Raw genomic sequence first — 19,569 nt, 5'->3', positions numbered from 1 at the left:
ACTTACATGCCAGCATGTATGTAAATGCCATTTTCGACCGGCATGAACGCGCGAAACCAGAACCGGAACGGGGGGCCAAATGGCCAAACAACAGTGGGTTAGAGAAGAGTTCAGGGCGGGCGATCTGGCCCTGTCGCGGGGTGGCGTTCTGAAAGACGCCCGCCTGCACTATCACCAGATTGGCGAGCTGAATGCACCAAAAGACAACCTGATCCTGCTGTCCACGTACTACGGTGGTGCAGCGGCCGGCAATCACGCCTGGGTTGGTGAAGGCGGTGCCAACGGCCCGCAACTGGATCCGGATCGGTACTGCATCGTGATTCCCTCGCTGCTGGGCGCTGGGGAATCCTCATCGCCCTCAAACAGCAACGGTGCCCAGGCCGGCCCCGGTTTTCCCGCCATCAGCCTTTACGACAACGTGCGACTGCAGAAACAGCTGGTCGACGAGGTGTTCGGCGGCGCGAACTTGGCGCTGGTGATGGGCTGGTCCATGGGCGGCATGCAGGCGCTGCAATGGGGCAGCCTGTTCCCGGAGCAGGTTAACGCCGTGCTGGCTACCTGCTGTACCGCCCGCTGCTACCCCCACAATCATGTCTTCCTCGAGGGGGTAAAAGCCGCCCTGACCTGTGACCCGACCTTTCAAGCTGGCCATTACCGCACACCGCCGGTGCGGGGCCTCAAGGCCTTCGCCCGGGTGTATGCCGGCTGGGCTTACTCCCAGGCGTTTTTCCGTAACGAGTGCTGGCGCGACATGGGGTTTACCTCGGTCGAGGACCTGCTGGACTTCTGGGAACAGGACCACCTCGGCCAGGACGCCAACGATCTGCTGGCCATGCTGGACACCTGGCAGACCGGCAACATCGCCGACAACCCGGTGTTTCGGGGCGATTACCCGGCCGCACTCGCCGCCCTGACCATGCCGACGCGACTGATGCCGTCCGGCACCGACCTGTACTTCACCGTCGACGATGCCAGCGCCGATGCCAGCCAGATGCCCGGCGCCACCCTGGAGGTTCTGGCCAGCGACTACGGCCACATAGCCGGCGGCGCCGGACGGGAGCACCGCAGCCACATCCGGATTCTCCAGGCCGCCCAGTCGCTGCTGCACAGCCAGGCTCCGGGCCACAGCCGGTCCAGGGCCAACGAGAGGAGCGATAACAGTGCATGAAAATCAGCCCCGCACCCAAACAGTGCCCCTCCACACCCCGATACGCCCTGACCTGGCCCGTAAACCCGCGCCCGTCAAAGCTGGCACGCCCCCTGCAACGGTTCTCGCAGACGGTTACCACAACCATCATCCGTTCACGGCTACACCGCCTGATTGGCGGCGAAGACAACGGACAAAATGGGTGACTAGGGTTCCGGTCCGGGCTGAGAGCAAACTCAACCCCGGGCGGCTGGTCCGAGAGTTACCGACCTCTGGGAGGTTACACGGCGGGACAAAAGCCCGGGAGACTGAAGCGCAGGCCACTGCCGTGCCTGCCACGTCCATGCCGTGTTGTGCGACCAGAGGAGATGTCCAATGAGACTGATCAACCGCCACCCGGGTAGGGTTTCCGCGACCCTGCTGGGCCTGCTGCCTTTCCTGCTGCTGATATTCATCTACGCGCTCGCGTCCCAGGAGCGTCTGGCCGAAAACCCCAACGACAAGCTGCTGCCGGGCCTGGAACAGATGACCGCGGCGGTGGAACGCATGGCCTTCCAGGAAGACCGACGCAGTGGCGACTATCTGATGTGGCAGGACACCACCGCCAGCCTGGAACGCCTGGGGCTGGGTGTCGGCATCGCCGCCCTCCTGGCCTTGGTGGTTGGCATTCTCAATGGCGTTTTGCCGCTGGTGCGGGCCAACCTGGCGCCACTTGTATCGGCATTGTCGATGGTGCCGCCCCTGGCCATCCTGCCCATCCTGTTCATCGTGTTCGGACTCGGCGAGTTGTCCAAGGTCATGCTGATCGTCATTGGCACCGCCCCCATCATAATGCGCGATGTCGCCCAGCGGGTCCGGGAACTGCCGAGCGAGCAGCTCATCAAGATCCAGACCCTGGGCGCCAATTCCTGGCAGGTGATCACCCGCATGGCCCTGCCCCAGGTGTTGCCCCGGCTGATCGATGCCGTGCGCCTGAGTCTGGGCCCGGCCTGGCTGTTCCTGATCGCCGCCGAAGCCATCGCCTCCACCGAAGGACTCGGCTACCGGATCTTCCTGGTGCGCCGTTACCTCGCCATGGACGTGATCCTGCCCTACGTCATCTGGATCACCATCCTCGCCATCGTCATTGACCAGTTGCTGCGTCTCGCCAATCGTCGGCTGTTCCCCTGGTACAACGCAGGAGGCCACTAATGAGCTTCATTTCGGTAAAGAAACTGTGGAAGGAGTACGGCAGCCAGGTCGTGCTGGAAAACCTGAACCTGGAAGTGAAAGAGGGGGAATTCTGCACCCTGGTCGGTGCCTCCGGGTGCGGCAAGTCCACCTTCCTGAAGATGCTGCTGGGCCAGGAGACCGCCAGCCGCGGTGAACTGAGCCTGGAAGGCCAGCAGTTTCCGGGCGAGCCCGATCGCAATCGGGGCATCGTGTTCCAACGTTATTCGGTGTTCCCGCACCTGACCGTGCGCGAAAACGTGCTCCTGGGCCTGGAACTGGAACAGAAGCCGCTACTCGGCAAACTGTTCGGCAAGGCGCGCCGGGACGCCCTGGCGCAGGTGGATGCCATGCTCGAGGGCGTGGGCCTCGGCCACGCCCTGAACAAGTGGCCCCACGAGCTGTCCGGCGGCATGCAGCAGCGCCTGGCCATTGCCCAATCGTTCATCATGAAGCCGCGCATCCTGCTGCTGGACGAGCCTTTCGGCGCCCTCGACCCCGGCATCCGGGGCGACATGCACGAGCTGATCCTGAAGCTCTGGCGCGACACCGGCACCACCATCTTCATGGTCACCCACGACCTGCACGAAGGCTTCTACCTTGGCACCCGGCTACTGGTCTTCGACAAGATCCGCAACGACCCGCAGAACCCGGAAGCCTACGGCGCCACCATTTCCTACGACCTGCCCATTGGCCGGACGGACCCCGAGCTGTACCAGACCATCGAGTCGTCGGTATCCGAAACATCCCGCAAACTGTCAGCGTGAGGCCCCTGTGAATACCACCACCATCAATCTCGACCTCCCCTCCCTGCGCAAGGCCTACCTGAGCGGTGAGCAAACCCCGGCACGCGTGATTGCCCACCTGCTGGAACGAGCCCGGGAGTTTGACCACCACAACCTCTGGATTCATCGTGCGACCGAAGCCGAACTGGCGCCCTACCTGGAGCGCCTGGCGCACAGCCGCCCGGAAGACCTGCCGCTGTACGGCGTGCCCTTCGCGGTCAAAGACAACATTGATGTCGCCGGCATGGACACCACCGCCGCCTGCGAGGCCTATCGCTACCGGCCCGAGCGCCACGCTGCCGTAGTCGCGGCACTGGTCGAGGCGGGCGCCATCCCCCTGGGCAAAACCAATCTGGACCAGTTTGCCACCGGTCTGGTGGGTACTCGCTCACCAGAACCCTGGGGCGCCTGTCGCAACAGCATCAACCCGGACTTTGTTTCCGGCGGCTCCTCCTCCGGTTCGGCCGTAGCGGTGGCTCTGGGTTTGGCGAGCTTTGCCCTGGGCACCGATACCGCCGGCTCCGGCCGAGTGCCGGCGGCCTTCAACAACCTGGTTGGCCTGAAGCCAACCCTCGGGCGTCTCAGCGTGCGCGGCGTGGTGCCGGCGTGCCAGAGTCTGGACTGCGTATCCGTCTTCGCCCGCTCGGCCGAGCAGGCCCGGACGGTGCTCCAGGTGGCCTCAGCCCCGGACGCCGAGGATCCCTGGCAAAAACCGCAGCCCACCGGTCGCCGTCCCATTCCGCACCAATTCCGCGTCGGGGTTCCGGCGGACGCCCAGCTGACCTTCGATAGCGAGGAGGCCCGGCAGCTGTTCCAGAATAACCTCGCAGACCTGCAGGCGCTCGGCGGTGAACCGGTAGAGATCGATTTCCAGCCGTTCCTGGATGCCGCCAGCTTGCTGTACGAGGGTCCCTGGGTTAGCGAACGCTACCTGGCCACCCGGCCTTTGATCGACCAACACCCGGAGGCACTGCTGCCGGTAACCCGGAGCATCATCAGCCAGGGCGCAACACCCAGCGCCGCCGACGCCTTCGCCGCCCAGTACCAGCTGCGCAAGCTCAAGGCCCTGGCCGACCGAATCTGGGAGCAGGTGGATTTGGTGCTGACGCCCACCACCCCCGGCATCTACACCATCGAGGCGGTCAACGCCGATCCGGTCACCCTGAACAGCCGGCTGGGCATCTACACCAACTTCATGAACCTGCTGGATTACAGCGCCGTGTCGGTACCCGCCGGTTTTCTGGCCAACGGCCTGCCCCTGGGCTGCACCCTGTTCGCCCCGGCCTTCCAAGATGAAGCCCTGCTCGCGCTGGCAGCCCGATTGCACCCGCACACCGTCGACCGGGTCGGCGCCCTCACCGATGCCCTCGACAGCCCACCGTTCGAGGCCACCGAGGGCACCATCGATGTCCTGGTGTGCGGCGCGCACCTGTCCGGATTGCCCCTGAACCATCAGCTTACCGACCGCTACGGCACCCTGGTCGAGACCACAGAAACCGCGGCGGCCTATCGCATGTACTTGCTGGACGGTGGTCCGCCCTTCCGGCCCGGCCTGATCCGGGATACCGAGGCAGGTGTCGCCTTGCCCGTGGAAATCTGGCGACTTCCGGCGGACCAGTTTGGCAGCTTTGTCGACGGCATCCCGGCGCCCCTGGGCATCGGCAAGGTCGAGCTGGCGGATGGTCGCTGGGTCAGCGGATTCATTTGCGAGCCCATAGGTCTGGAGAGTGCCCGGGACATCACCTCACTGGGCGGCTGGAGGGGGTATCTGGCCAGTCAATAAGCGCCAATCGGGCGGTGCGCAGCAGGCTCGGTTCTTGCCGGGCACCGCCACAAGTGTCAAGCTTTCCAGGTTTTCCAGAAAATACCCTCACTTATGCGGAAAAGGAAAAACAAATGGGAAGCTCCAAGCTCGTTGGTGTTGTTCTGCTCGTAGTCGGCATCGCCCTGCTCTATTTCGGCTACCAGTCCACCCAGTCAGTGGGCGGTGAAATTTCGGAAACCCTGACCGGTCAGTACGATGACGAAACCATGGTATTTCTCATTGGCGGCGCCGCTGCAGCTGCGGCCGGAGCTTTTCTGACCTTCTTCAAAAAGTGAACCCTGCCGGCGTCGGGCGCTCACTCAGGCCCGGCGCCAGAGTCAGGTTTTTTTACATCAGGATTCTGGCCATTTTTTAACCAGCTGATTTAAAACGCCTAAGTCAACCGGGTACGGATGTTGCTGAAGTGCGGAGGAACCCATGAAAAGGAGTTCCAACCGTGAAAACATTGACCACCGTACTGCTTTTGACGCTGGTATCTTCGGCGGCTTTTGCGGGAATAGATTACCAACCACCGGTATCGGTGCCTGAGCCCGGCATTCTTGGTTTGTTCGCCACCGCCGGCGTCACTCTGTTCCTTGCCAGGAAGTTCCGCAAGTAAAGCAGGGCTGCGGAATGCGATCTTTGGCGGTATCGCATTCCGTGGATTACAGAACCCCGCCGTGAAGGGGCCGCTATGGGACTCTACGGGTTTGTCACACTCGCAGCCGTGGCGGTGCTACTGGCCCTCGAAATCTTCTTTACCCGCAACGAACCTCACCCTTCGCGCTACGACCGCTGGTACGGCAACGTCGCGCTGGGATTCACCAACGAACTCATCCGCTTTGGCTGGCCCCTGCTGTTGCTCTATCTGGCGGTAGCGCAACCCGTCGCCGTGGTCGATGCCAGCGTCCTGGGTCCGACGCTCGGAGCCCTGGTGGCCATTTTGTTGATGGACCTGGCGGCCTACTGGCTCCATCGCCTGAGCCACCTTTGGCCATGGCTATGGCGCCTGCACCGCACCCATCACAGCGACCTCGATCTGGACGTCAGCACCACCTTCCGCCACCACCCGGGCGAGATTGGTGTGCACCTTATCCTGGTGACCGCCATGGTCGGCGCGCTCGGCTTCACCGCCGCGCAACTGCTGCCCTACATCCTGCTGTCGCGCTGCGTGTCACTCTGGTCGCACGCCAATATCCGTTTGCCAGCCACCATGGAACGCCCGCTCACCTGGTTTCTGGTCACCCCGCGGGTGCACCAGATCCACCATTCCGCCTGGCGACCAGAGACCGACAGCAATTACGGCCAGGTGCTCACCCTGTGGGACCGCCTGTTCCATACCTACGTCTCGCCGGATGATGTCCCATGCCCCGCCCGCTTTGGTCTGGAGCGCTTTCGTTCTGTCGACGACCAGCGCCTGGGCGCCCTGTTTGCGCAACCGATTCGTTGAACACCCGCTTGGCCGTGGCTCAGGCCAGGTTCCGGAAGGCGGCCTTCACATGCCGGGCCAGGGCGTCGTTGAGAGGGTTGGAACCGCGTCGCACCAACGCAAGCTGGTAGGACCCTATGTCCGGCAGGTCATCGCTGACCACCTGCTTCAGGGGCGAGCGCACCAGGCTGCGTGGAAATGGCGCGACCGCCAGGTCAGCCACCATGGCGGCCTCCTGTCCGGAGCAGTGTTCACAGGTGTAAGCGATCCGATAGGGTTTGCGCGCGCGATCTAGGGCGCGCAAGGTCATCTGCCGCCAGGCACAGCCCTCGTGCGCCACCGCCAGTGGCAACGGCGTGCGCAGGTACGCGGAACTGCCCTCACGCCCGGCCCAGACCAGAGGCTCGTCGTGGACCACTTCCCCGCGGCTTGGCCGACCGTCGTTCGCCACCGTGACCAGCACCATATCCAGGTCCCCGTCATCCAGGCGCGCGAGGTTCTGTTTCGAGGAGCCCACCACCACGTCCACCAACACGGCGGGATAGGACCGGGCAAATTGCGCGAGCACCTCGGGCAGAATCCGGGTGCCGACATCGTCCGAGGTGCCAATGCCCACCTTGCCCTCCAGGGTCGGCGCGATGAAGTGCTGCACCGCCTCCTGGTTAAGCCGCAGCAGACGGCGGCTGTAGTCGAGCAGCACCTCGCCTTCGGCGGTCAGGGTGACCTGACGGGGCTCCCGGATGAACAGGCTCTTGCCCAGGTTCTGTTCGAGCTGTTTGATCTGCATGCTCAGGGCCGAGGGCGTACGATGCACCAGTTTGGCGGCCTCGGTGAAGGTGCCGCATTCGGAAATGGCGACAAAGGATCGAAGCACGTCGTTGTCGAGCAGCGGCATGTTCATAACGGTTCTCCCCCGGGTTTTTGAGCTGAACTTCCCTTAAGAATAACTGAAAGAAAAGTTAAATTCTTTTCGTTTGATTGAACGGAAAGGGATCGCCATTCTAGTGTCACAAGACGTTGGTAAGACGTGGGAATGCTCCCAACCGACGCGAGTTGCGGCTCACTGCCAATCGATAGGTGAACACTATGCTGGAACTGAAGAACCACCACCCATTCGCACCGCGGCAGCCAATCAGCGCGTGGATGACCAGTTTCTCCCGGCGCCAGAAGTTCCGGCGCATGGCCCGCTCGCTATTGGCGGAACGGGATGAGACCTTGTCAGATCTGGGCTACGCCCGGTCCGACCTGCTCGACGCCATGCACCTGCCGCTAGAGCGCGACGCCATGAGCTACATCGAAGCCTGCCGGACCAAACGCAAGCAGCAGAATCCGGCGATCTGAGGCTTAGCCCTCGGCACGCAGGCGGGAGAAGCGAATCAGTTCGAACGCCGGCGTCAGGCTCTCGGCCAGGTAGCCAATGTGGGCAGGCGTGATGTCGCAACAGCCGCCCACTACCCGGGCACCGTCGGCCAACCATTGGCGCACGTGGCCGGCATACACCGCCGGCGAGACATCGGTGCGCGCCTCCAGTTCATCCACCGAGCCACCGCGGGCCAGGGCTTCGACCGATTGGAAGGCATTGGCGTAACCGCCGACGGTGGGGTAAAGCGCCGCCAACTGGGGCATGGTTGCCGTTAACAACTCCGGCTCACAGCAGTTCAGCATGACCGCGGTCGGCCGGTAATAAGCCACGGCGGCCTCGGCTTCGTACAGGCTCTCGCCAGACCGAAGCTTGCCGTCGGCTTCCAGCCGGAAGGCCACGCCAAAGGGTTTACCGGATCGACTGGCAGCCAGGCAGGCTGCGCGGGCTTCCAGGGTGTTGGTCATGGTTTCGATCAGGAAGACATCGGCAGCCGCTTGAAGTCGGACCAGGGTCTCGTATTCTTCAAGCACGTCGTCGAAAGAGCGATCCGGCTGGCCCCGGTAGCTGGCGAGCAGCGGCGGCAGGCAACCGGCGATGTCCACCTCGGCGCCGGTCTCGGCAATCGCCCGATCCAGCACTTCAAACGCCTGCTGATGGATGGCCGGCATCTGCTTCAGCAGTCCCTGGTGGCCAAGCCTGGTCGGTGTCGCCGTGTAGGTGTTCAGGGTCAGGGTTGTCGCCCCGGCGCGGATAAAATCGCGATGCACGCCAGTCACAACCTCTGGCTGCTCCTGCATCACCGCGATCGACCAGAGTGGCGAGCTGATCGTGCGGGCACGTCGATACACTTCCTGGCCGAGGCCACCGTCAAGCAGGACAATGGGACGCATGGGGCGTGTGGTTCCTTGAAATTCACTATGAGACCATCGGCATTATGACAGCGAAAGTGAAAACCCGAATCCTCCTTCGGTCGAAACGACTGAATGTTTACCTGGTGCGCTACCCCGAAGGCCACCGCGTGGCGCCCCACCTGGACATGGTGTCGGAAGGCCGCCTGTACAAACTCAATTGCGTCCTGAAAAAGCCCAGGGCCGGCGGCGAATTCGCCTGCGAGAAGAACCTGCTCAACTTGGCCAACCGGCTCATCCTGTTCCGTCCGGATCTGCACCAGCACGAGGTCTCACGTATTGAACGGGGCAGCCGCTGGTTGCTGAGTTTTGCCTACAATCGGTCCGCGGCGTGATCGGAGGTCGATAGAAGGCCTGTAAACCTGCCCCGACTGCCCAGCCAGCTATTGGCGCAATCGCGCCCGGCGCACCGCCCACAGCAGGAATAAACCGGTCAGCATTGTTAACGACGAGGCTGGTCCCGGCACCGGAGTGGTGCGCAATGATGTAATCACTCCCTGTAGCCCGCGCATTGAAAGCTCATCGTTCACCCAAGCCAGGTCTATGGCTGTCGAGAAACGGCCGCCAATGAAATCCGAAATCGGAAAATCTACCGGTCCCAGGGCGAACGGAGTACCGTCAAAGTCGAAAGCCATACTGACAACATCTGGCCCATACCCTCCCTGGGCAATTTCGTCTGCGTAACCGAAAGAGTGATCCTGGAAATCGAGATAATGGAAGGCCCCGCCAGAATTGAAATAGGTCAGCCCCAACGTGGAAAAGGACCAATTAAGCACCTCTCCCTGACCACTCCCGCCCGCGCCACTGCGCAGTGCAGCGGGATCAAAAACAATGTGCCCGGCCATGGCCACATCGCCATTGGTGATAACCAGACCGTCGTCGCGAGCAAGTGCCGTGAGCGGGTCCAGATCTCCAAGAGTGGAGTGAATGGCCGTTGTATGACCCTCGAAGTAGTAGGTGATTGGTGTGGCCCAGGCGGCTGAGCCAAAGACAGACAGCAGTAATAAGAGAAAGCTACGCATCGCACCAAACTCCTTTTCCAGCGCTAAAATGGAGGTTAAGCACGAATGGTGCCGCCCCCTCTTTTCAGTTACTTGCCGCCTTCCATCTCGTTACGGTGTTTAAAATCCTGACGCATTCTGGCAACGCTAAGATGCTTGGGGAGATAATCTCGAACTGCTAATTTTACGCAACGAAACCTCTATCTTTGGACCTGAAAATGATCAGCGACACCGACATCAAACACCTCGAACGCTGCGTGCAACTGGCGGGCATGGCCCTCGACAGTGGCAATCCACCCTTCGGTTCGGTGCTGGTGGATGCGCAGGGCCGTGTGCGGTTCGAAGGCCACAATGAGACCGTCGGCGGCGACCAGACCCGGCACCCGGAATTTGCGATTGCCCGATGGGCGGCAGCCAATATGACTCCCGAAGAACGGTCGGCAGCAGTGGTGTACACCTCGGGTGAACACTGCCCCATGTGTGCTGCAGCTCACGCCTGGGTCGGCCTCGGCCGGATTGTGTTCGCCAGTTCCTCGGCCCAGCTGTCCGCCTGGCTGAGCGACATGAACCAGGCGCAACCGCCGGTGGCCACCTTGCCCATATCCGCCGTTGCTCCGGGAATTACGGCAGAAGGCCCCTATGAACCACTGGCGGAACAGGTTCGGCAACTGCAGGCACGGTTTCTGACGAAGGCTTGAGAAGCCCCGCTCCCCTTTCCCATCGACCGGGATCAGGCCAGGGCAAAGGCGATGGTGATGCCCAGTGACACCGCCAGGGACAGGGGGATCATCAGGGCGATGTCCTTGGAGGGGCCCTGGTAGCGCACCGAGAGCACGTAGCTCATCACCGCGACCGGCATGGCGCACTGGACCAGGAACACCTGTGCCTGTAGGCCGTCCAGCGGCCACACCAACAGCAGCACCCAGGCCAGGGCCAGGCCACCCAGGGGCCGATACACGCTGAACGCAACCGGGCGCACCATATCCCGCGCGCCGGACAGCTTCAGATTGGCGATGGAGCTGCCCAGCTGCATCAGCATGATCGGCACTGTGATGGCACCCAGCATGTCCAGGGTGGTCATCACCGGCACCGGCAGGTTCGCGTCGAACGCCAGCAGGCCGGCCCCCGCCAACAGCGCCAGCACCGGCCCGTTCTTCAGCAACGCCCTCAGGGAAAAGCGACCGGACAGGCAGCCGATGCCCAGGGTGAAGTGACTGACCTGAATGACCGAGGAAATCACCATGGCCAGACCGATCGACTGGGGGCCGAACAGTGCCAGACAGACCGGAATGCCGGTGTTGCCGGTATTGGGGTGAACCAGCGCCGGCAGGTAGGAACGCACCGGCAGGCCGGCCAGCTTCAGCACCGCGGCGGTGATCAGGGCCATGGCCACCAGCCAGGCCAGGGTCAGGCCAACCAGGTTACCCATCTGGACGATGCCCAGCTCCATGCTCAACACCGAATGCAGCAGCAGCGCCGGAACGCCCACCGTGGTCACCAGACCGGACAGCGCCTTGCCATCGAAGAAATCAGTTTTGCGGCCCAGTACCGCGCCGAGGACAATCAGCGACAGGAGGGGAAACAGAGCTTGGGTGAGGTGCTGAAGCATGGCGCCCGTCGCGGTTCGATGGATGAAGGTCGGATTAGACCACAGGCGCCCGGCAATTCCGATGGCCGGGCAGGGTCGGCTCCCAGGTCTGAAGCGTTTGCCCCAGTTTCTGGCATGGCGAGCTTGGCCAGCAAATTCTGGCGACCGATTAGCCCCCAAGCCGGGCCCGGATCAGGTCCCGTAACTCGTCCTCATACCCCCGCAAGACCTTCTCGTACTCCTCCCTGCCGAAAATCTGGACCAGGGTCGGCTCGGACACCGCAAAATAGTGGATGGCCCCGAGCATCTGGTAGGCCAAGGTAAAGGCCCGGGGCCTGGAATACGCCGGCAGCACCGTCATCACCATCTGGGTCAGTTCATCCAGGAACGGCTTGAGGTACCAGGCCTGGGCGGATTCGGCCCGGCGCTTGTTGTCCAGCAGCTCACGCATCAGCAGGGCCATCTCGTCCCGGTTTCCGACCGCCTGGCGGTAGAACGACAGGAAGGTCTGCTCAAGGCGCTGACGGGTGTCCGGGTAGTCCCGCTGGATGTCCTGGAGACTGGCCATGAGCCGGTCAGAAATGCCTTTCAACACCTCCGCGTACAGCTTTTCCTTGTTGCCGAAGTGGTGCAGCAGGGCCTGCTTGGTAAACGGGGATTCAGCAGCGATGGAGGCAATACTGGCGCCGTAGAAGCCTTTCTCCGCGAAGGCCTTGGCAGCGGCGGTGATAAACAGATGACGGGTGTCGCTCATGGCGTGTCCTGACTCGATGTGTGCAATGGATACTTGACAACTTACCATTTGGTAAGCCTAAATTGCACTTACCAAGTGGTAAGCAGCGCCGAGTACAGACATGAGGGCAAAGCAATGAAACGTGCAACCGAAATCGAACTGGCGGAAGAGATCCTGGACCTGCAGGAACGCAAGGTGCCGTTCCTGGACGACGCGGTCACCTCCAGCCCGGTCGAACATTACTGCGACCCGCACCGGCTCGAGTTGGAGCGGGAAAAGCTGTTCCGCAGCATTCCCCAGCCGGTGGTGCACAGCAGTGAACTGCCCACACCCGGTTCCTTCCTGCGCCGAGACTTTGCTGGCCTGCCCCTGCTGTTCACCCGGGATGAGGACGGCCAGGTGCACACCTTCATCAACGTGTGTCGCCATCGGGGCAGCCGCCTGGTTCAGGATCATGAGGGCTGCAAGCAGCGGTTCACCTGCCCCTACCACGCCTGGACCTGGAACAACCGGGGCGAGCTGACCGGGATGCCCCACGGCGAACTGGGCTTCCCGGAGCTCGACCGCTCGGCGCTCGGTCTCAAGCGCCTGGGCTGCAGCGAGCGCCACGGCTTCATCTGGGTCCTGGCCAACACCGACCAGGCACCCGATGTTGATACGACGCTGGCCGGACTGGCGGAAGACTTCGAGTGGTTTGATGCCGCCAGCCACGTGGTGCAGCACAGCGACGTCGAAGTGCGCAGTGTGAACTGGAAAATCCTGGTGGAAGGCGGAATCGAGGCATACCACTTCCGGGTCACGCACCGAAAGACCATCGCCCCCTACTTCAACGACAACCTGTCCACCTACCGGCAGTTTGGGCCACACCTGCGATCGGTGCTGTCCAAGCGCTCGATCGCCGAGTTGCGGGACCAGCCCACTGACCAGTGGCGCCTGCGTGACCATTCCCAGGTGCTGTACACCCTGATGGCCAGCAGCCAGTTCCTGGTGCAGTCGGACCACATTGCCTGGATTACCGTGGACCCACTCACGCCCTCGTCGTCGCGGATCCGGATCAGCACCCTGGTGCCGGCGGATCTGGTCGCCACTGAGGAAGACCGCGCCCACTGGGCCAAGAACCACGCCATCACCGTGCAAACCCTGGCCGAGGATTTCGACATTGGCGAGGGCATCCAGGCGGGCCTCACCACCGGCGCCAACGACACCCTCACGTTCGGGCGTTTCGAGGGCGCCCTCAACGCGTTCAACACCAGCGTTCGCGAGCGGTTGTAACCGCGACCTTTACCCGGGGCTGTCCTTCTGCAGCGGCCCCGGGCCTTTTTCGTCCCTGCCCCGTCCCGCTGCAGGCTGGCAGGTTGGGCAGTAGTACAGCCGCCGGCTCGCCATCGCTGTCTTCACGATGTCATCGCCACAGTGATGGCACGGGCGCGACGCCCGGTTGAACACCATGTGACGGCGCCGACCAAAACTCCAGCCGTCGCGTTTCAGCCGGTTCGCCAGGTCCGGGTCGGTGGTGATACCTTTCAGCGCGTAGGCGCGCTGCAGCAGGGTGAGAATGGCCGAAGCCAGCCGGTGGCGCTCGTCATCGTTCAGGTCCCGGGGCCGGCGGGCGGGGGCAATACCGGCCTGAAACAGGATTTCCGAGCGCAGGTAATTCCCGACACCTGCGATAAAGCCCTGATCCAACAGCAAGCCGCCCAGATTGCGACCCCGGAACCGGCGGTCGTCGAAGCGTGCCAGCAGGTCGGCTTCGGAAACCGACTGATTCAGGGGATCCGGCCCCAGCCGCGCCAGGTAGTCGATGTCCTGCAGAGAATCCGGGCGCACCAGACGGATGTCGGAAGCGCTGTACAGCCGTGCCGCCTTTTTGCCGGCGATCACCGCAAACCGGAGCTGGCGATTGGTTTTCGGTGCCTGGGCAGACCGGCCGATGCGCCACTTGCCGTACAGCTGATTGTGGCTGTACACACACCAGGGGCCATCCTCGTCGGTACCGGCAAAGAACACCAGCACACCCTTGCTGCGCGCCTCGACCGCGGTCACCTCGCGCCCAGCCAGCAGCCGTTCGAACGGCTTCAGGTGCTCGAACGCAAACACCACCTCGTCGGCAGTGCGGCCGGCGATGGCGCGGCCGATGTCATCAACCATCCGGCGTATTTCCGGGCCCTCGGGCATGGGTTCCTCATTGGCGATACAGGGAATTACCTGCACTACGTGACATTCCGACAGACGGACCAGACCGGAAGCCTGCACAGTCGGTGTGCGGCTGCACCATCGATAAACAAAAAAGCGGTCCCCGGGCCGATGTTTATCCGCCTTTATTTACATGCCAGCCTGTATATTTAAAGCCCTTTCAGCCTTATGGCACAGCGGTTGCAAAGCCGATGTCATATCGCATCAGCAAGGAACGGGAGTTAACTGTGCAACTGAAACGATTCAAAACCCTCTGGGGCCATGAAGGTGCCCTGCAGGAAGCCATCAGCCAGGTAATCGAGGCGGATTTCGACGGCATCGAGGCGCCTGTGCCGGAAACCCCTGAGGATGCCCGGGCATTCGGCCAGGCACTTTCAGACAACCAACTGCTGTGGATTCAGGAGGTCTGCACCGCAGGCAGCTACGTGCCCAGACGCGATGCCAGCATCGACGAGCACCTGCAGGATTTCGAGGCCAAGCTGCTGTCGGCCCGCAAGGTCGGAATTACCCCCGACTTCGTCAATGTCATGGGCGGTTGTGACGCCTGGCCAATCGACGACTCGGTCCGGTTCTTCTCCGAGGCCCAGAACATCGCGGACCGGCTGTCGATCCCGGTCAGCTTTGAAACCCACCGGGGCCGCAGCTTTTTCAGCCCGTGGAACACCGTGGCGATCCTCGAGCGCCTGCCCGACATCGACATCACCTGTGATTTCAGCCATTGGGCGGTTGTCTGCGAACGACTGCCGCACATCGAATGGGACAGCATCGAGCGCGCCGCCCAGCAAGCCCGGCACATCCACTCCCGGGTTGGTTATGACCAGGGCCCCCAGGTGCCACACCCGGCCGCGCCCGAGTACGCGGAGGCACTGGCCTCGCACCAGTCATGCTGGGAAGCAGTGTGGCGCGCGCAGCAGGAACGGGGCCTGGCGTACACAACGATGACCCCGGAGTTCGGCACCGACGGCTATCTGCACCTGCTGCCGTTCACCCAGGCGCCCATTGCGGATCTGTGGTCGCTCAATCGATGGATTGGCGACGAGGAGCTTGCCCATTTCCAGCGATGGCAGGCCGCCCGCACGCAAGCCCAGAAAATTGCCTGACCCTTCACGGAGAGAAGCCACCATGTTCAAGATTGCGCAACACTTCCGCCATACCGATGGGGTGTGGCCTCTCATACTGGTCCTCAGCTACATCCTCGCCACTTACGTCGGCGGCTGGCTGCTGATGGCACAATCGGGCCTGGTGTTGCCCGCGCTGGGGGTCATCGCCTGCGCCCACGGAATGATCATCGCTGCCTACCTGGTGCACGACTGCGCCCACAACGCCCTCTTCAAGAAAACCGAACTCAACACCCGCCTGGGCAAGCTGCTGAACTGGATTACCGGAGGCAGCTACGGCACCTACGAAGACCTGCGCTACAAGCACATGCGTCATCATGTGGATAACGCCGACCCGATTTCCTTTGACTACCGCGCCTGGCTCAAGGCCCATCCGAACACCGAGAAACTGGTGTTCGCGCTGGAGTGGTGCCATATCCCGGCGGTCGACCTGCTCATGCACGGGATGCTGGTCATCGCGCCCTTCACCCGCATCGGCAAGGGCGCATTGAAGCAGCGGACTCTGCTGATCGCGGCGGCCCGGGTCACCGCCCTGATTGCCCTCGCTGCCTGGAGCCTGAAGGCCGTGCTGCTGTACGCCCTCGCCTACACCCTGATGCTCATGGTGTTGCGTTTCTTCGATGCCTACCAGCACAACTACGAGATTGTGGTGAACCTGAACGATCCCGACGCCGAGCTGCCCCACAAAGGCAATCGGGAGTACGAGGAGAACAACACCTACAGCAACCTGATCTCACGCCGCTGGCCGGTGCTGAATCTGCTGATCCTGAACTTCTGCTACCACAATGCCCATCACACCAAGCCCACCATGCCCTGGTACAAGCTCCCTGCCCTGCACCGGGAACTCTACGGCGACCACTTCACCCGCACGGTCGGACTCAAGGGCCAGCTAAAGAGCTACCACCGCAACCGCATCGCCGGCATTTACGCCGAGACCTACGGCCAGGTGGAAGTACCCGAGGCCCTGCGGGAGGGCACGGCCGTACCGGTTTATGGCCTCAGCTTCCTGACGGCTTTCTGAGGTGACGCCCATGACCGCCCGACTCTCGGAACAGGCAACCAGCCAGGCCCGACTGGCACCGGCAACGGCCGACAATTCGCGCACTCGACGAAGCCCCCGGCGCTGGTTCGATTTCAACCAGACCCTTAAGGGCGGCCAACGCCTGTTGCTCGGCAGCCTGGGCTGGTTCGGCTTTTTCCTGCTGTGGCAGATCACCTCGCAGATGGAATTGGCTCCGGACCGACTCTATCCCGGACCCGCCGCGGTGTTCGGCTCGCTTTGGGAACTGTTTGCTGAAAAGAATTTCCTCAGCGACGTCCTGCCCAGCGTGACCCGCATCGTGCTCAGCTTTGCCATTGCGGTCCTGCTTGCGCTGCCGATCGGCCTGTTGATGGGCTCATTTGCGCGGGTGGATGGGGTACTCAACCCGCTTCTGGGTGCCTGGCGGTACCTGCCCGCCCCCGCCTTCATTCCCTTACTGCTGATGTGGCTGGGCACGGGCGACACCCAGAAAATCACCCTGTTGCTGATGGGCGTGGTGTTCTTCCTGGTCATCATGCTCGCCGATGTCACCCGGCAGACCCCAAAAGTGTTGATCGAGACCGCCAAGACCCTGGGCGGTGGCCGACGCACCACCCTCTGGACCGTGGTGTTCCGCCATTCCCTGCCGGGCTATGTCGATACCTGCCGCCAGATGCTGGCCGTGAGCTGGACCTATCTGGTGATCGCCGAGATTGTCGCGGCCACCGACGGCATCGGCGCCATGATGATGCGGGCAAAACGGTTCGTGCACGTAGACGACATCATGGCCGGCATTGTCACCATCGGCGTGCTCGGCCTGCTTTTCGACGTGCTGTTCAGACTGCTCTATCGCACCTGCTTTCCCTACCTTGGCCGAGGTCATTCCTGATGACCACGCCCAGTCGTTTCTGCTCCCCAACCCCAGAGGTAAACACCATGAACTGGCTTAGACGTTGTCTCTCAGTGCTGCTGCTAACGGCGCTGTCCACCAGCGCGCTCTCCGCGGAAAAAGTGCGCCTGTCCCTGTTTTCCTGGCCCGGTTACGGGTTCTGGTTCATCGCGCAGGAAAAGAACCTGGCACCGGACCTGGAACTTGAGATCGCCATCATTGAAGACCCCTACGAAAGCTTCGGCCTGATGTCGGCGGACGCGCTGGACGTTACTTCCAGCACGGCGGAATACGCGCCGATTGCCGCCGATAAGGGCGTACCGGTGAAGATGGTGACCTACACCAATCCCTCCTATGGCACCGACAAAATCGTACTGGCGCCGGGCATCGAGTCTGCCGAGGACCTGAAGGGCAAGTCCGTGGCCGTGCTCGAGGGTGGCCTGACCCAGATCTTCATGGGCAAATGGCTGGAGGCTAACGGGGTTGGCATCGACGAAGTTCAATTCACCAACCTGATCATGGACGACGCCGTCGGCGCCCTGGTCGGTGGCAATGTCGCTGCCGCCGAATTCTGGGAACCGTTCGGCTCCCAGGCCCTGGCTGCGCTGCCCGACGCCACCGTTGCTGCCACCTCCGAGGAACCGGGCTGGATCGAAACCGCGCTGTTGGGTGACGCCATGTACATGAGCGACGCCTTTCTCAAGGAAAAACCGGAGGCCGCCGCCAAAGTCATGCAGGCCTATTTCGACGCCGTGGATTTCTGGAAAGCCAACCCTACCGAGGCAAACCAGATCATCGCCCGGGGCCTTAACTTCCCGATCGCAGACGTTGAAAAGGTTCTGGGTACCGACGGCGAGATCTACAAGGGCGGGATCTGGATCTTCGATAAAGCCGAGGCTGCGAAGTACATGGGGCTGATGCCTGGTGAGCTGCCCCTGGGGCTTCCCAACGGCCAGATCACCGACCACTGGGAAACGGTCACCGACTGGTGGCTCAAATTCGGTCTGGTGGACGACCGCCATCCCATGGAATCGGGTGTTGATATGGCCCCGCTGAAAACCATCCTGTAAACCCTGAAATTTGATGGAGAAGTCCAATGTCTTCCACTAGCTCCCCGGCCAACAAGGCCACCCTGAAAGCCGGCCTCTCGGTCAAGGGGGTCAGCAAGGAGTTCCAGTCCCGCGGACGCACGGTGCAGGCATTGGACGACATAGCCCTGTCGCTGCCGGCCGGCAAGGTCGGTGTATTACTCGGCCCCTCCGGCTGCGGCAAGTCCACCCTGCTGCGCATGGTGGCGGGCCTGGAGCAGCCCTCGGCCGGCAGCATCCGCCTGAACGATCGCATCGTGGACCAGCCCGGACGGGACCGGGGCATGGTGTTCCAGGACTACACCTCGTTTCCGTGGCTGTCCGTTCGGGAGAACGTCGCCTACGGCCTGAAAATCAACGGGGATCGCAATGCCCTGAACGAAGGCACCGTTGATTACTTCATCCGTGCGGTCGGGCTGGAGAAATTCGCCGAGGCCTACCCGCATCAACTCTCCGGCGGTATGCGCCAGCGCGTTGCCATCGCACGCACCCTCGCCAACTACCCCGAACTGCTGCTGATGGACGAACCCTTTGGAGCACTGGACCCGGAGACCCGGTGGCAGATGCAGGACCTGCTGCTTGACGTGGTACGCAAGGAACGCACCACCGTGCTGGTGGTGTCCCACGACATCGAGGAAGCACTGTATCTGGGCGACACCGTGTTTTTTCTGTCCCGCCATCCGGGGCGACTGAAGGAAACCATCGGCACCGGCTTCAAAGCCGCCTTACCGCCAGGTGATCGCGAAGCCTTCCTGCAATCCGACGACTATCGACGATTGGAGCTGCACATTCGACGGCTGATGCGCGATGAGGGACGGCAGGCGGCCTAGCCACCCACCACCGTCACCGGGCCGGTTGCGTGCCTGACCACTTTCTCGCTGACGCTGCCCAGCAGCAGACTGCGGACCATCGAGTAACCGCGGCGGCCGAGCACCATGTGGGCGTCCGGGTGGGCGTGCATGTATTCGAGGATTTCGTGGGCAGGATCGCCGTTCAAGAGAATTTCCTCGGGCGAATCAATCAGGCCACCCAGGGCGGGAATGGCGGAGTCGAACACCTCACGCCCGTACCTGGCCCGTTCGGCATCGATTGTCCCCCGCTCCACCCCGGCAACGACCAGGCTGGAGGATTTGGCGTAGGGGTAAATGGCCAGCAGCTTCAATGGCTGGCCGGTGGCTTCCGCCAGCCTGGCCGCGAGTTTCACCGCCTTCAGTGACTGATCCGAGCCATCGCAGGCAACGACAAGACAGGGCCCTTCCTGGTCCATGGTGACACCTCCCCAACTGTGAAGCG

23 protein-coding genes and 1 riboswitch are annotated in these 19,569 nt (G+C 62.5%); of the genes, 16 read left to right on the top strand and 7 right to left on the bottom strand.

The genetic code is table 11. The features are described from left to right. Positions 1 to 79 precede the first annotated feature (79 nt). The 7 genes from U5822_RS10435 to U5822_RS10405 all read left to right on the top strand — a co-directional run bounded on the left by U5822_RS10435 (position 80) and on the right by U5822_RS10405 (position 6,395). The gene (locus U5822_RS10435; protein ID WP_322855564.1) at positions 80 to 1,168 is read left to right on the top strand and encodes an alpha/beta fold hydrolase; all 1,089 of its coding nucleotides are present in this window, start codon (positions 80 to 82) and stop codon (positions 1,166 to 1,168) included. Between the two features lie 174 nt (positions 1,169 to 1,342). Continuing rightward, positions 1,343 to 1,456: riboswitch (guanidine-I (ykkC/yxkD leader) on the top strand. A 66-nt stretch (positions 1,457 to 1,522) separates the two neighbouring features. Continuing rightward, positions 1,523 to 2,338, top strand: coding sequence for an ABC transporter permease (locus U5822_RS10430; protein ID WP_322855563.1), 816 nt, complete (start codon positions 1,523 to 1,525; stop codon positions 2,336 to 2,338). Next, complete coding sequence (locus U5822_RS10425) at positions 2,338 to 3,123, top strand: ABC transporter ATP-binding protein (RefSeq protein WP_322855562.1); 786 nt, start codon at positions 2,338 to 2,340, stop codon at positions 3,121 to 3,123. The genes U5822_RS10430 and U5822_RS10425 overlap by 1 nt, the downstream gene beginning before the upstream one ends. 7 nt (positions 3,124 to 3,130) lie before the next feature. Beyond that, complete coding sequence (atzF, locus tag U5822_RS10420; protein ID WP_322855561.1) at positions 3,131 to 4,924, top strand: allophanate hydrolase; 1,794 nt, start codon at positions 3,131 to 3,133, stop codon at positions 4,922 to 4,924. A 53-nt stretch (positions 4,925 to 4,977) separates the two neighbouring features. Beyond that, complete coding sequence (locus U5822_RS10415; protein ID WP_322855560.1) at positions 4,978 to 5,241, top strand: DUF3185 family protein; 264 nt, start codon at positions 4,978 to 4,980, stop codon at positions 5,239 to 5,241. Positions 5,242 to 5,402: 161 nt separating this feature from the next. Then, on the top strand, positions 5,403 to 5,564 hold the full coding sequence (locus tag U5822_RS10410) for a PEP-CTERM sorting domain-containing protein (RefSeq protein ID WP_322855559.1): 162 nt from the start codon (positions 5,403 to 5,405) through the stop codon (positions 5,562 to 5,564). A 75-nt stretch (positions 5,565 to 5,639) separates the two neighbouring features. After that, positions 5,640 to 6,395, top strand: a complete 756-nt coding sequence (locus tag U5822_RS10405) for a sterol desaturase family protein (RefSeq protein WP_322855558.1) — start codon at positions 5,640 to 5,642, stop codon at positions 6,393 to 6,395. A 19-nt stretch (positions 6,396 to 6,414) separates the two neighbouring features. Here the strand turns inward: U5822_RS10405 and U5822_RS10400 are convergent, their stop codons facing one another. Further along, on the bottom strand, positions 6,415 to 7,275 hold the full coding sequence (locus tag U5822_RS10400) for a LysR substrate-binding domain-containing protein (protein WP_322855557.1): 861 nt from the start codon (positions 7,273 to 7,275) through the stop codon (positions 6,415 to 6,417). Between the two features lie 185 nt (positions 7,276 to 7,460). Here U5822_RS10400 and U5822_RS10395 point away from each other — a divergent pair, with 185 nt between their 5' ends. After that, entirely contained in the window at positions 7,461 to 7,715 is a 255-nt protein-coding gene (locus U5822_RS10395; RefSeq protein WP_322855556.1) for a hypothetical protein, read from the top strand. A 3-nt stretch (positions 7,716 to 7,718) separates the two neighbouring features. Here U5822_RS10395 and U5822_RS10390 read toward each other — a convergent pair whose 3' ends face one another. After that, a complete protein-coding gene (locus U5822_RS10390) occupies positions 7,719 to 8,627 on the bottom strand; it encodes a homocysteine S-methyltransferase family protein (RefSeq protein WP_322855555.1) in 909 nt (302 codons plus the stop codon). 44 nt (positions 8,628 to 8,671) lie between these two features. Here U5822_RS10390 and U5822_RS10385 point away from each other — a divergent pair, with 44 nt between their 5' ends. Further along, positions 8,672 to 8,980 carry a 2OG-Fe(II) oxygenase gene (locus U5822_RS10385; protein ID WP_322856913.1) on the top strand — a complete coding sequence of 103 codons (309 nt, stop codon included), beginning with the start codon at positions 8,672 to 8,674 and terminating at the stop codon, positions 8,978 to 8,980. A 48-nt stretch (positions 8,981 to 9,028) separates the two neighbouring features. Here the strand turns inward: U5822_RS10385 and U5822_RS10380 are convergent, their stop codons facing one another. Then, positions 9,029 to 9,667, bottom strand: coding sequence for a hypothetical protein (locus U5822_RS10380; RefSeq protein WP_322855554.1), 639 nt, complete (start codon positions 9,665 to 9,667; stop codon positions 9,029 to 9,031). A 197-nt stretch (positions 9,668 to 9,864) separates the two neighbouring features. Here U5822_RS10380 and U5822_RS10375 point away from each other — a divergent pair, with 197 nt between their 5' ends. Next, on the top strand, positions 9,865 to 10,344 hold the full coding sequence (locus U5822_RS10375) for a nucleoside deaminase (RefSeq protein ID WP_322855553.1): 480 nt from the start codon (positions 9,865 to 9,867) through the stop codon (positions 10,342 to 10,344). Between the two features lie 32 nt (positions 10,345 to 10,376). Here the strand turns inward: U5822_RS10375 and U5822_RS10370 are convergent, their stop codons facing one another. Together U5822_RS10370 and U5822_RS10365 are read right to left on the bottom strand one after the other, a co-directional pair. After that, the gene (locus U5822_RS10370) at positions 10,377 to 11,255 is read right to left on the bottom strand and encodes an AEC family transporter (protein ID WP_322855552.1); all 879 of its coding nucleotides are present in this window, start codon (positions 11,253 to 11,255) and stop codon (positions 10,377 to 10,379) included. A 148-nt stretch (positions 11,256 to 11,403) separates the two neighbouring features. Continuing rightward, positions 11,404 to 11,988, bottom strand: a complete 585-nt coding sequence (locus U5822_RS10365; RefSeq protein WP_322855551.1) for a TetR/AcrR family transcriptional regulator — start codon at positions 11,986 to 11,988, stop codon at positions 11,404 to 11,406. A 114-nt stretch (positions 11,989 to 12,102) separates the two neighbouring features. Between U5822_RS10365 and U5822_RS10360 the strand changes: the two genes are divergently transcribed. Then, positions 12,103 to 13,239 (top strand): aromatic ring-hydroxylating oxygenase subunit alpha, encoded by a 1,137-nt coding sequence (locus tag U5822_RS10360; protein WP_322855550.1) that lies wholly within the window; start codon positions 12,103 to 12,105, stop codon positions 13,237 to 13,239. A gap of 9 nt (positions 13,240 to 13,248) precedes the next feature. Here the strand turns inward: U5822_RS10360 and nei are convergent, their stop codons facing one another. Continuing rightward, entirely contained in the window at positions 13,249 to 14,178 is a 930-nt protein-coding gene (gene nei, locus U5822_RS10355; protein WP_322855549.1) for an endonuclease VIII, read from the bottom strand. Between the two features lie 209 nt (positions 14,179 to 14,387). On the opposite strand from nei, the gene U5822_RS10350 reads away from it, so the two are divergent. The 5 genes from U5822_RS10350 to U5822_RS10330 are packed head-to-tail and all read left to right on the top strand — an operon-like array spanning position 14,388 to position 19,106. Further along, positions 14,388 to 15,260 carry a sugar phosphate isomerase/epimerase family protein gene (locus U5822_RS10350; RefSeq protein ID WP_322855548.1) on the top strand — a complete coding sequence of 291 codons (873 nt, stop codon included), beginning with the start codon at positions 14,388 to 14,390 and terminating at the stop codon, positions 15,258 to 15,260. 22 nt (positions 15,261 to 15,282) lie between these two features. Further along, positions 15,283 to 16,299, top strand: a complete 1,017-nt coding sequence (locus U5822_RS10345) for a fatty acid desaturase family protein (protein WP_322855547.1) — start codon at positions 15,283 to 15,285, stop codon at positions 16,297 to 16,299. A gap of 10 nt (positions 16,300 to 16,309) precedes the next feature. Next, complete coding sequence (locus U5822_RS10340) at positions 16,310 to 17,188, top strand: ABC transporter permease (RefSeq protein ID WP_322855546.1); 879 nt, start codon at positions 16,310 to 16,312, stop codon at positions 17,186 to 17,188. Positions 17,189 to 17,235: 47 nt separating this feature from the next. Beyond that, the gene (locus U5822_RS10335; protein WP_322855545.1) at positions 17,236 to 18,258 is read left to right on the top strand and encodes an ABC transporter substrate-binding protein; all 1,023 of its coding nucleotides are present in this window, start codon (positions 17,236 to 17,238) and stop codon (positions 18,256 to 18,258) included. Positions 18,259 to 18,284: 26 nt separating this feature from the next. Continuing rightward, entirely contained in the window at positions 18,285 to 19,106 is an 822-nt protein-coding gene (locus U5822_RS10330) for an ABC transporter ATP-binding protein (RefSeq protein WP_322855544.1), read from the top strand. On the opposite strand, the gene U5822_RS10325 is transcribed toward U5822_RS10330, so the two are convergent. Further along, positions 19,103 to 19,543 (bottom strand): universal stress protein, encoded by a 441-nt coding sequence (locus tag U5822_RS10325; RefSeq protein ID WP_322855543.1) that lies wholly within the window; start codon positions 19,541 to 19,543, stop codon positions 19,103 to 19,105. The two genes, U5822_RS10330 and U5822_RS10325, sit on opposite strands and share 4 nt — an antisense overlap. Positions 19,544 to 19,569: the final 26 nt, after the last annotated feature.

This window comes from Marinobacter qingdaonensis (genome assembly GCF_034555935.1).
In the GTDB taxonomy this organism is placed as follows: Bacteria; Pseudomonadota; Gammaproteobacteria; order Pseudomonadales; family Oleiphilaceae; genus Marinobacter; species Marinobacter qingdaonensis.
The sequence above is the reverse complement of the archived record's forward strand: the minus strand, read 5'-3'. Positions and strand labels throughout refer to the sequence as shown.

Coding starts and splice junctions, on each gene's coding strand:
- U5822_RS10375 (WP_322855553.1), top strand. CDS start 9,865: ATGATCAGCGACACCGACATCAAACACCTCGAACGCTGCGTGCAACTG.
- U5822_RS10395 (WP_322855556.1), top strand. CDS start 7,461: ATGCTGGAACTGAAGAACCACCACCCATTCGCACCGCGGCAGCCAATC.
- U5822_RS10385 (WP_322856913.1), top strand. CDS start 8,672: ATGACAGCGAAAGTGAAAACCCGAATCCTCCTTCGGTCGAAACGACTG.
- U5822_RS10430 (WP_322855563.1), top strand. CDS start 1,523: ATGAGACTGATCAACCGCCACCCGGGTAGGGTTTCCGCGACCCTGCTG.
- U5822_RS10380 (WP_322855554.1), bottom strand. CDS start 9,667: ATGCGTAGCTTTCTCTTATTACTGCTGTCTGTCTTTGGCTCAGCCGCC.
- U5822_RS10435 (WP_322855564.1), top strand. CDS start 80: ATGGCCAAACAACAGTGGGTTAGAGAAGAGTTCAGGGCGGGCGATCTG.
- U5822_RS10335 (WP_322855545.1), top strand. CDS start 17,236: ATGAACTGGCTTAGACGTTGTCTCTCAGTGCTGCTGCTAACGGCGCTG.
- U5822_RS10390 (WP_322855555.1), bottom strand. CDS start 8,627: ATGCGTCCCATTGTCCTGCTTGACGGTGGCCTCGGCCAGGAAGTGTAT.
- U5822_RS10425 (WP_322855562.1), top strand. CDS start 2,338: ATGAGCTTCATTTCGGTAAAGAAACTGTGGAAGGAGTACGGCAGCCAG.
- U5822_RS10405 (WP_322855558.1), top strand. CDS start 5,640: ATGGGACTCTACGGGTTTGTCACACTCGCAGCCGTGGCGGTGCTACTG.
- U5822_RS10365 (WP_322855551.1), bottom strand. CDS start 11,988: ATGAGCGACACCCGTCATCTGTTTATCACCGCCGCTGCCAAGGCCTTC.
- U5822_RS10325 (WP_322855543.1), bottom strand. CDS start 19,543: ATGGACCAGGAAGGGCCCTGTCTTGTCGTTGCCTGCGATGGCTCGGAT.
- U5822_RS10400 (WP_322855557.1), bottom strand. CDS start 7,275: ATGAACATGCCGCTGCTCGACAACGACGTGCTTCGATCCTTTGTCGCC.
- U5822_RS10345 (WP_322855547.1), top strand. CDS start 15,283: ATGTTCAAGATTGCGCAACACTTCCGCCATACCGATGGGGTGTGGCCT.
- U5822_RS10340 (WP_322855546.1), top strand. CDS start 16,310: ATGACCGCCCGACTCTCGGAACAGGCAACCAGCCAGGCCCGACTGGCA.
- U5822_RS10360 (WP_322855550.1), top strand. CDS start 12,103: ATGAAACGTGCAACCGAAATCGAACTGGCGGAAGAGATCCTGGACCTG.
- U5822_RS10330 (WP_322855544.1), top strand. CDS start 18,285: ATGTCTTCCACTAGCTCCCCGGCCAACAAGGCCACCCTGAAAGCCGGC.
- U5822_RS10370 (WP_322855552.1), bottom strand. CDS start 11,255: ATGCTTCAGCACCTCACCCAAGCTCTGTTTCCCCTCCTGTCGCTGATT.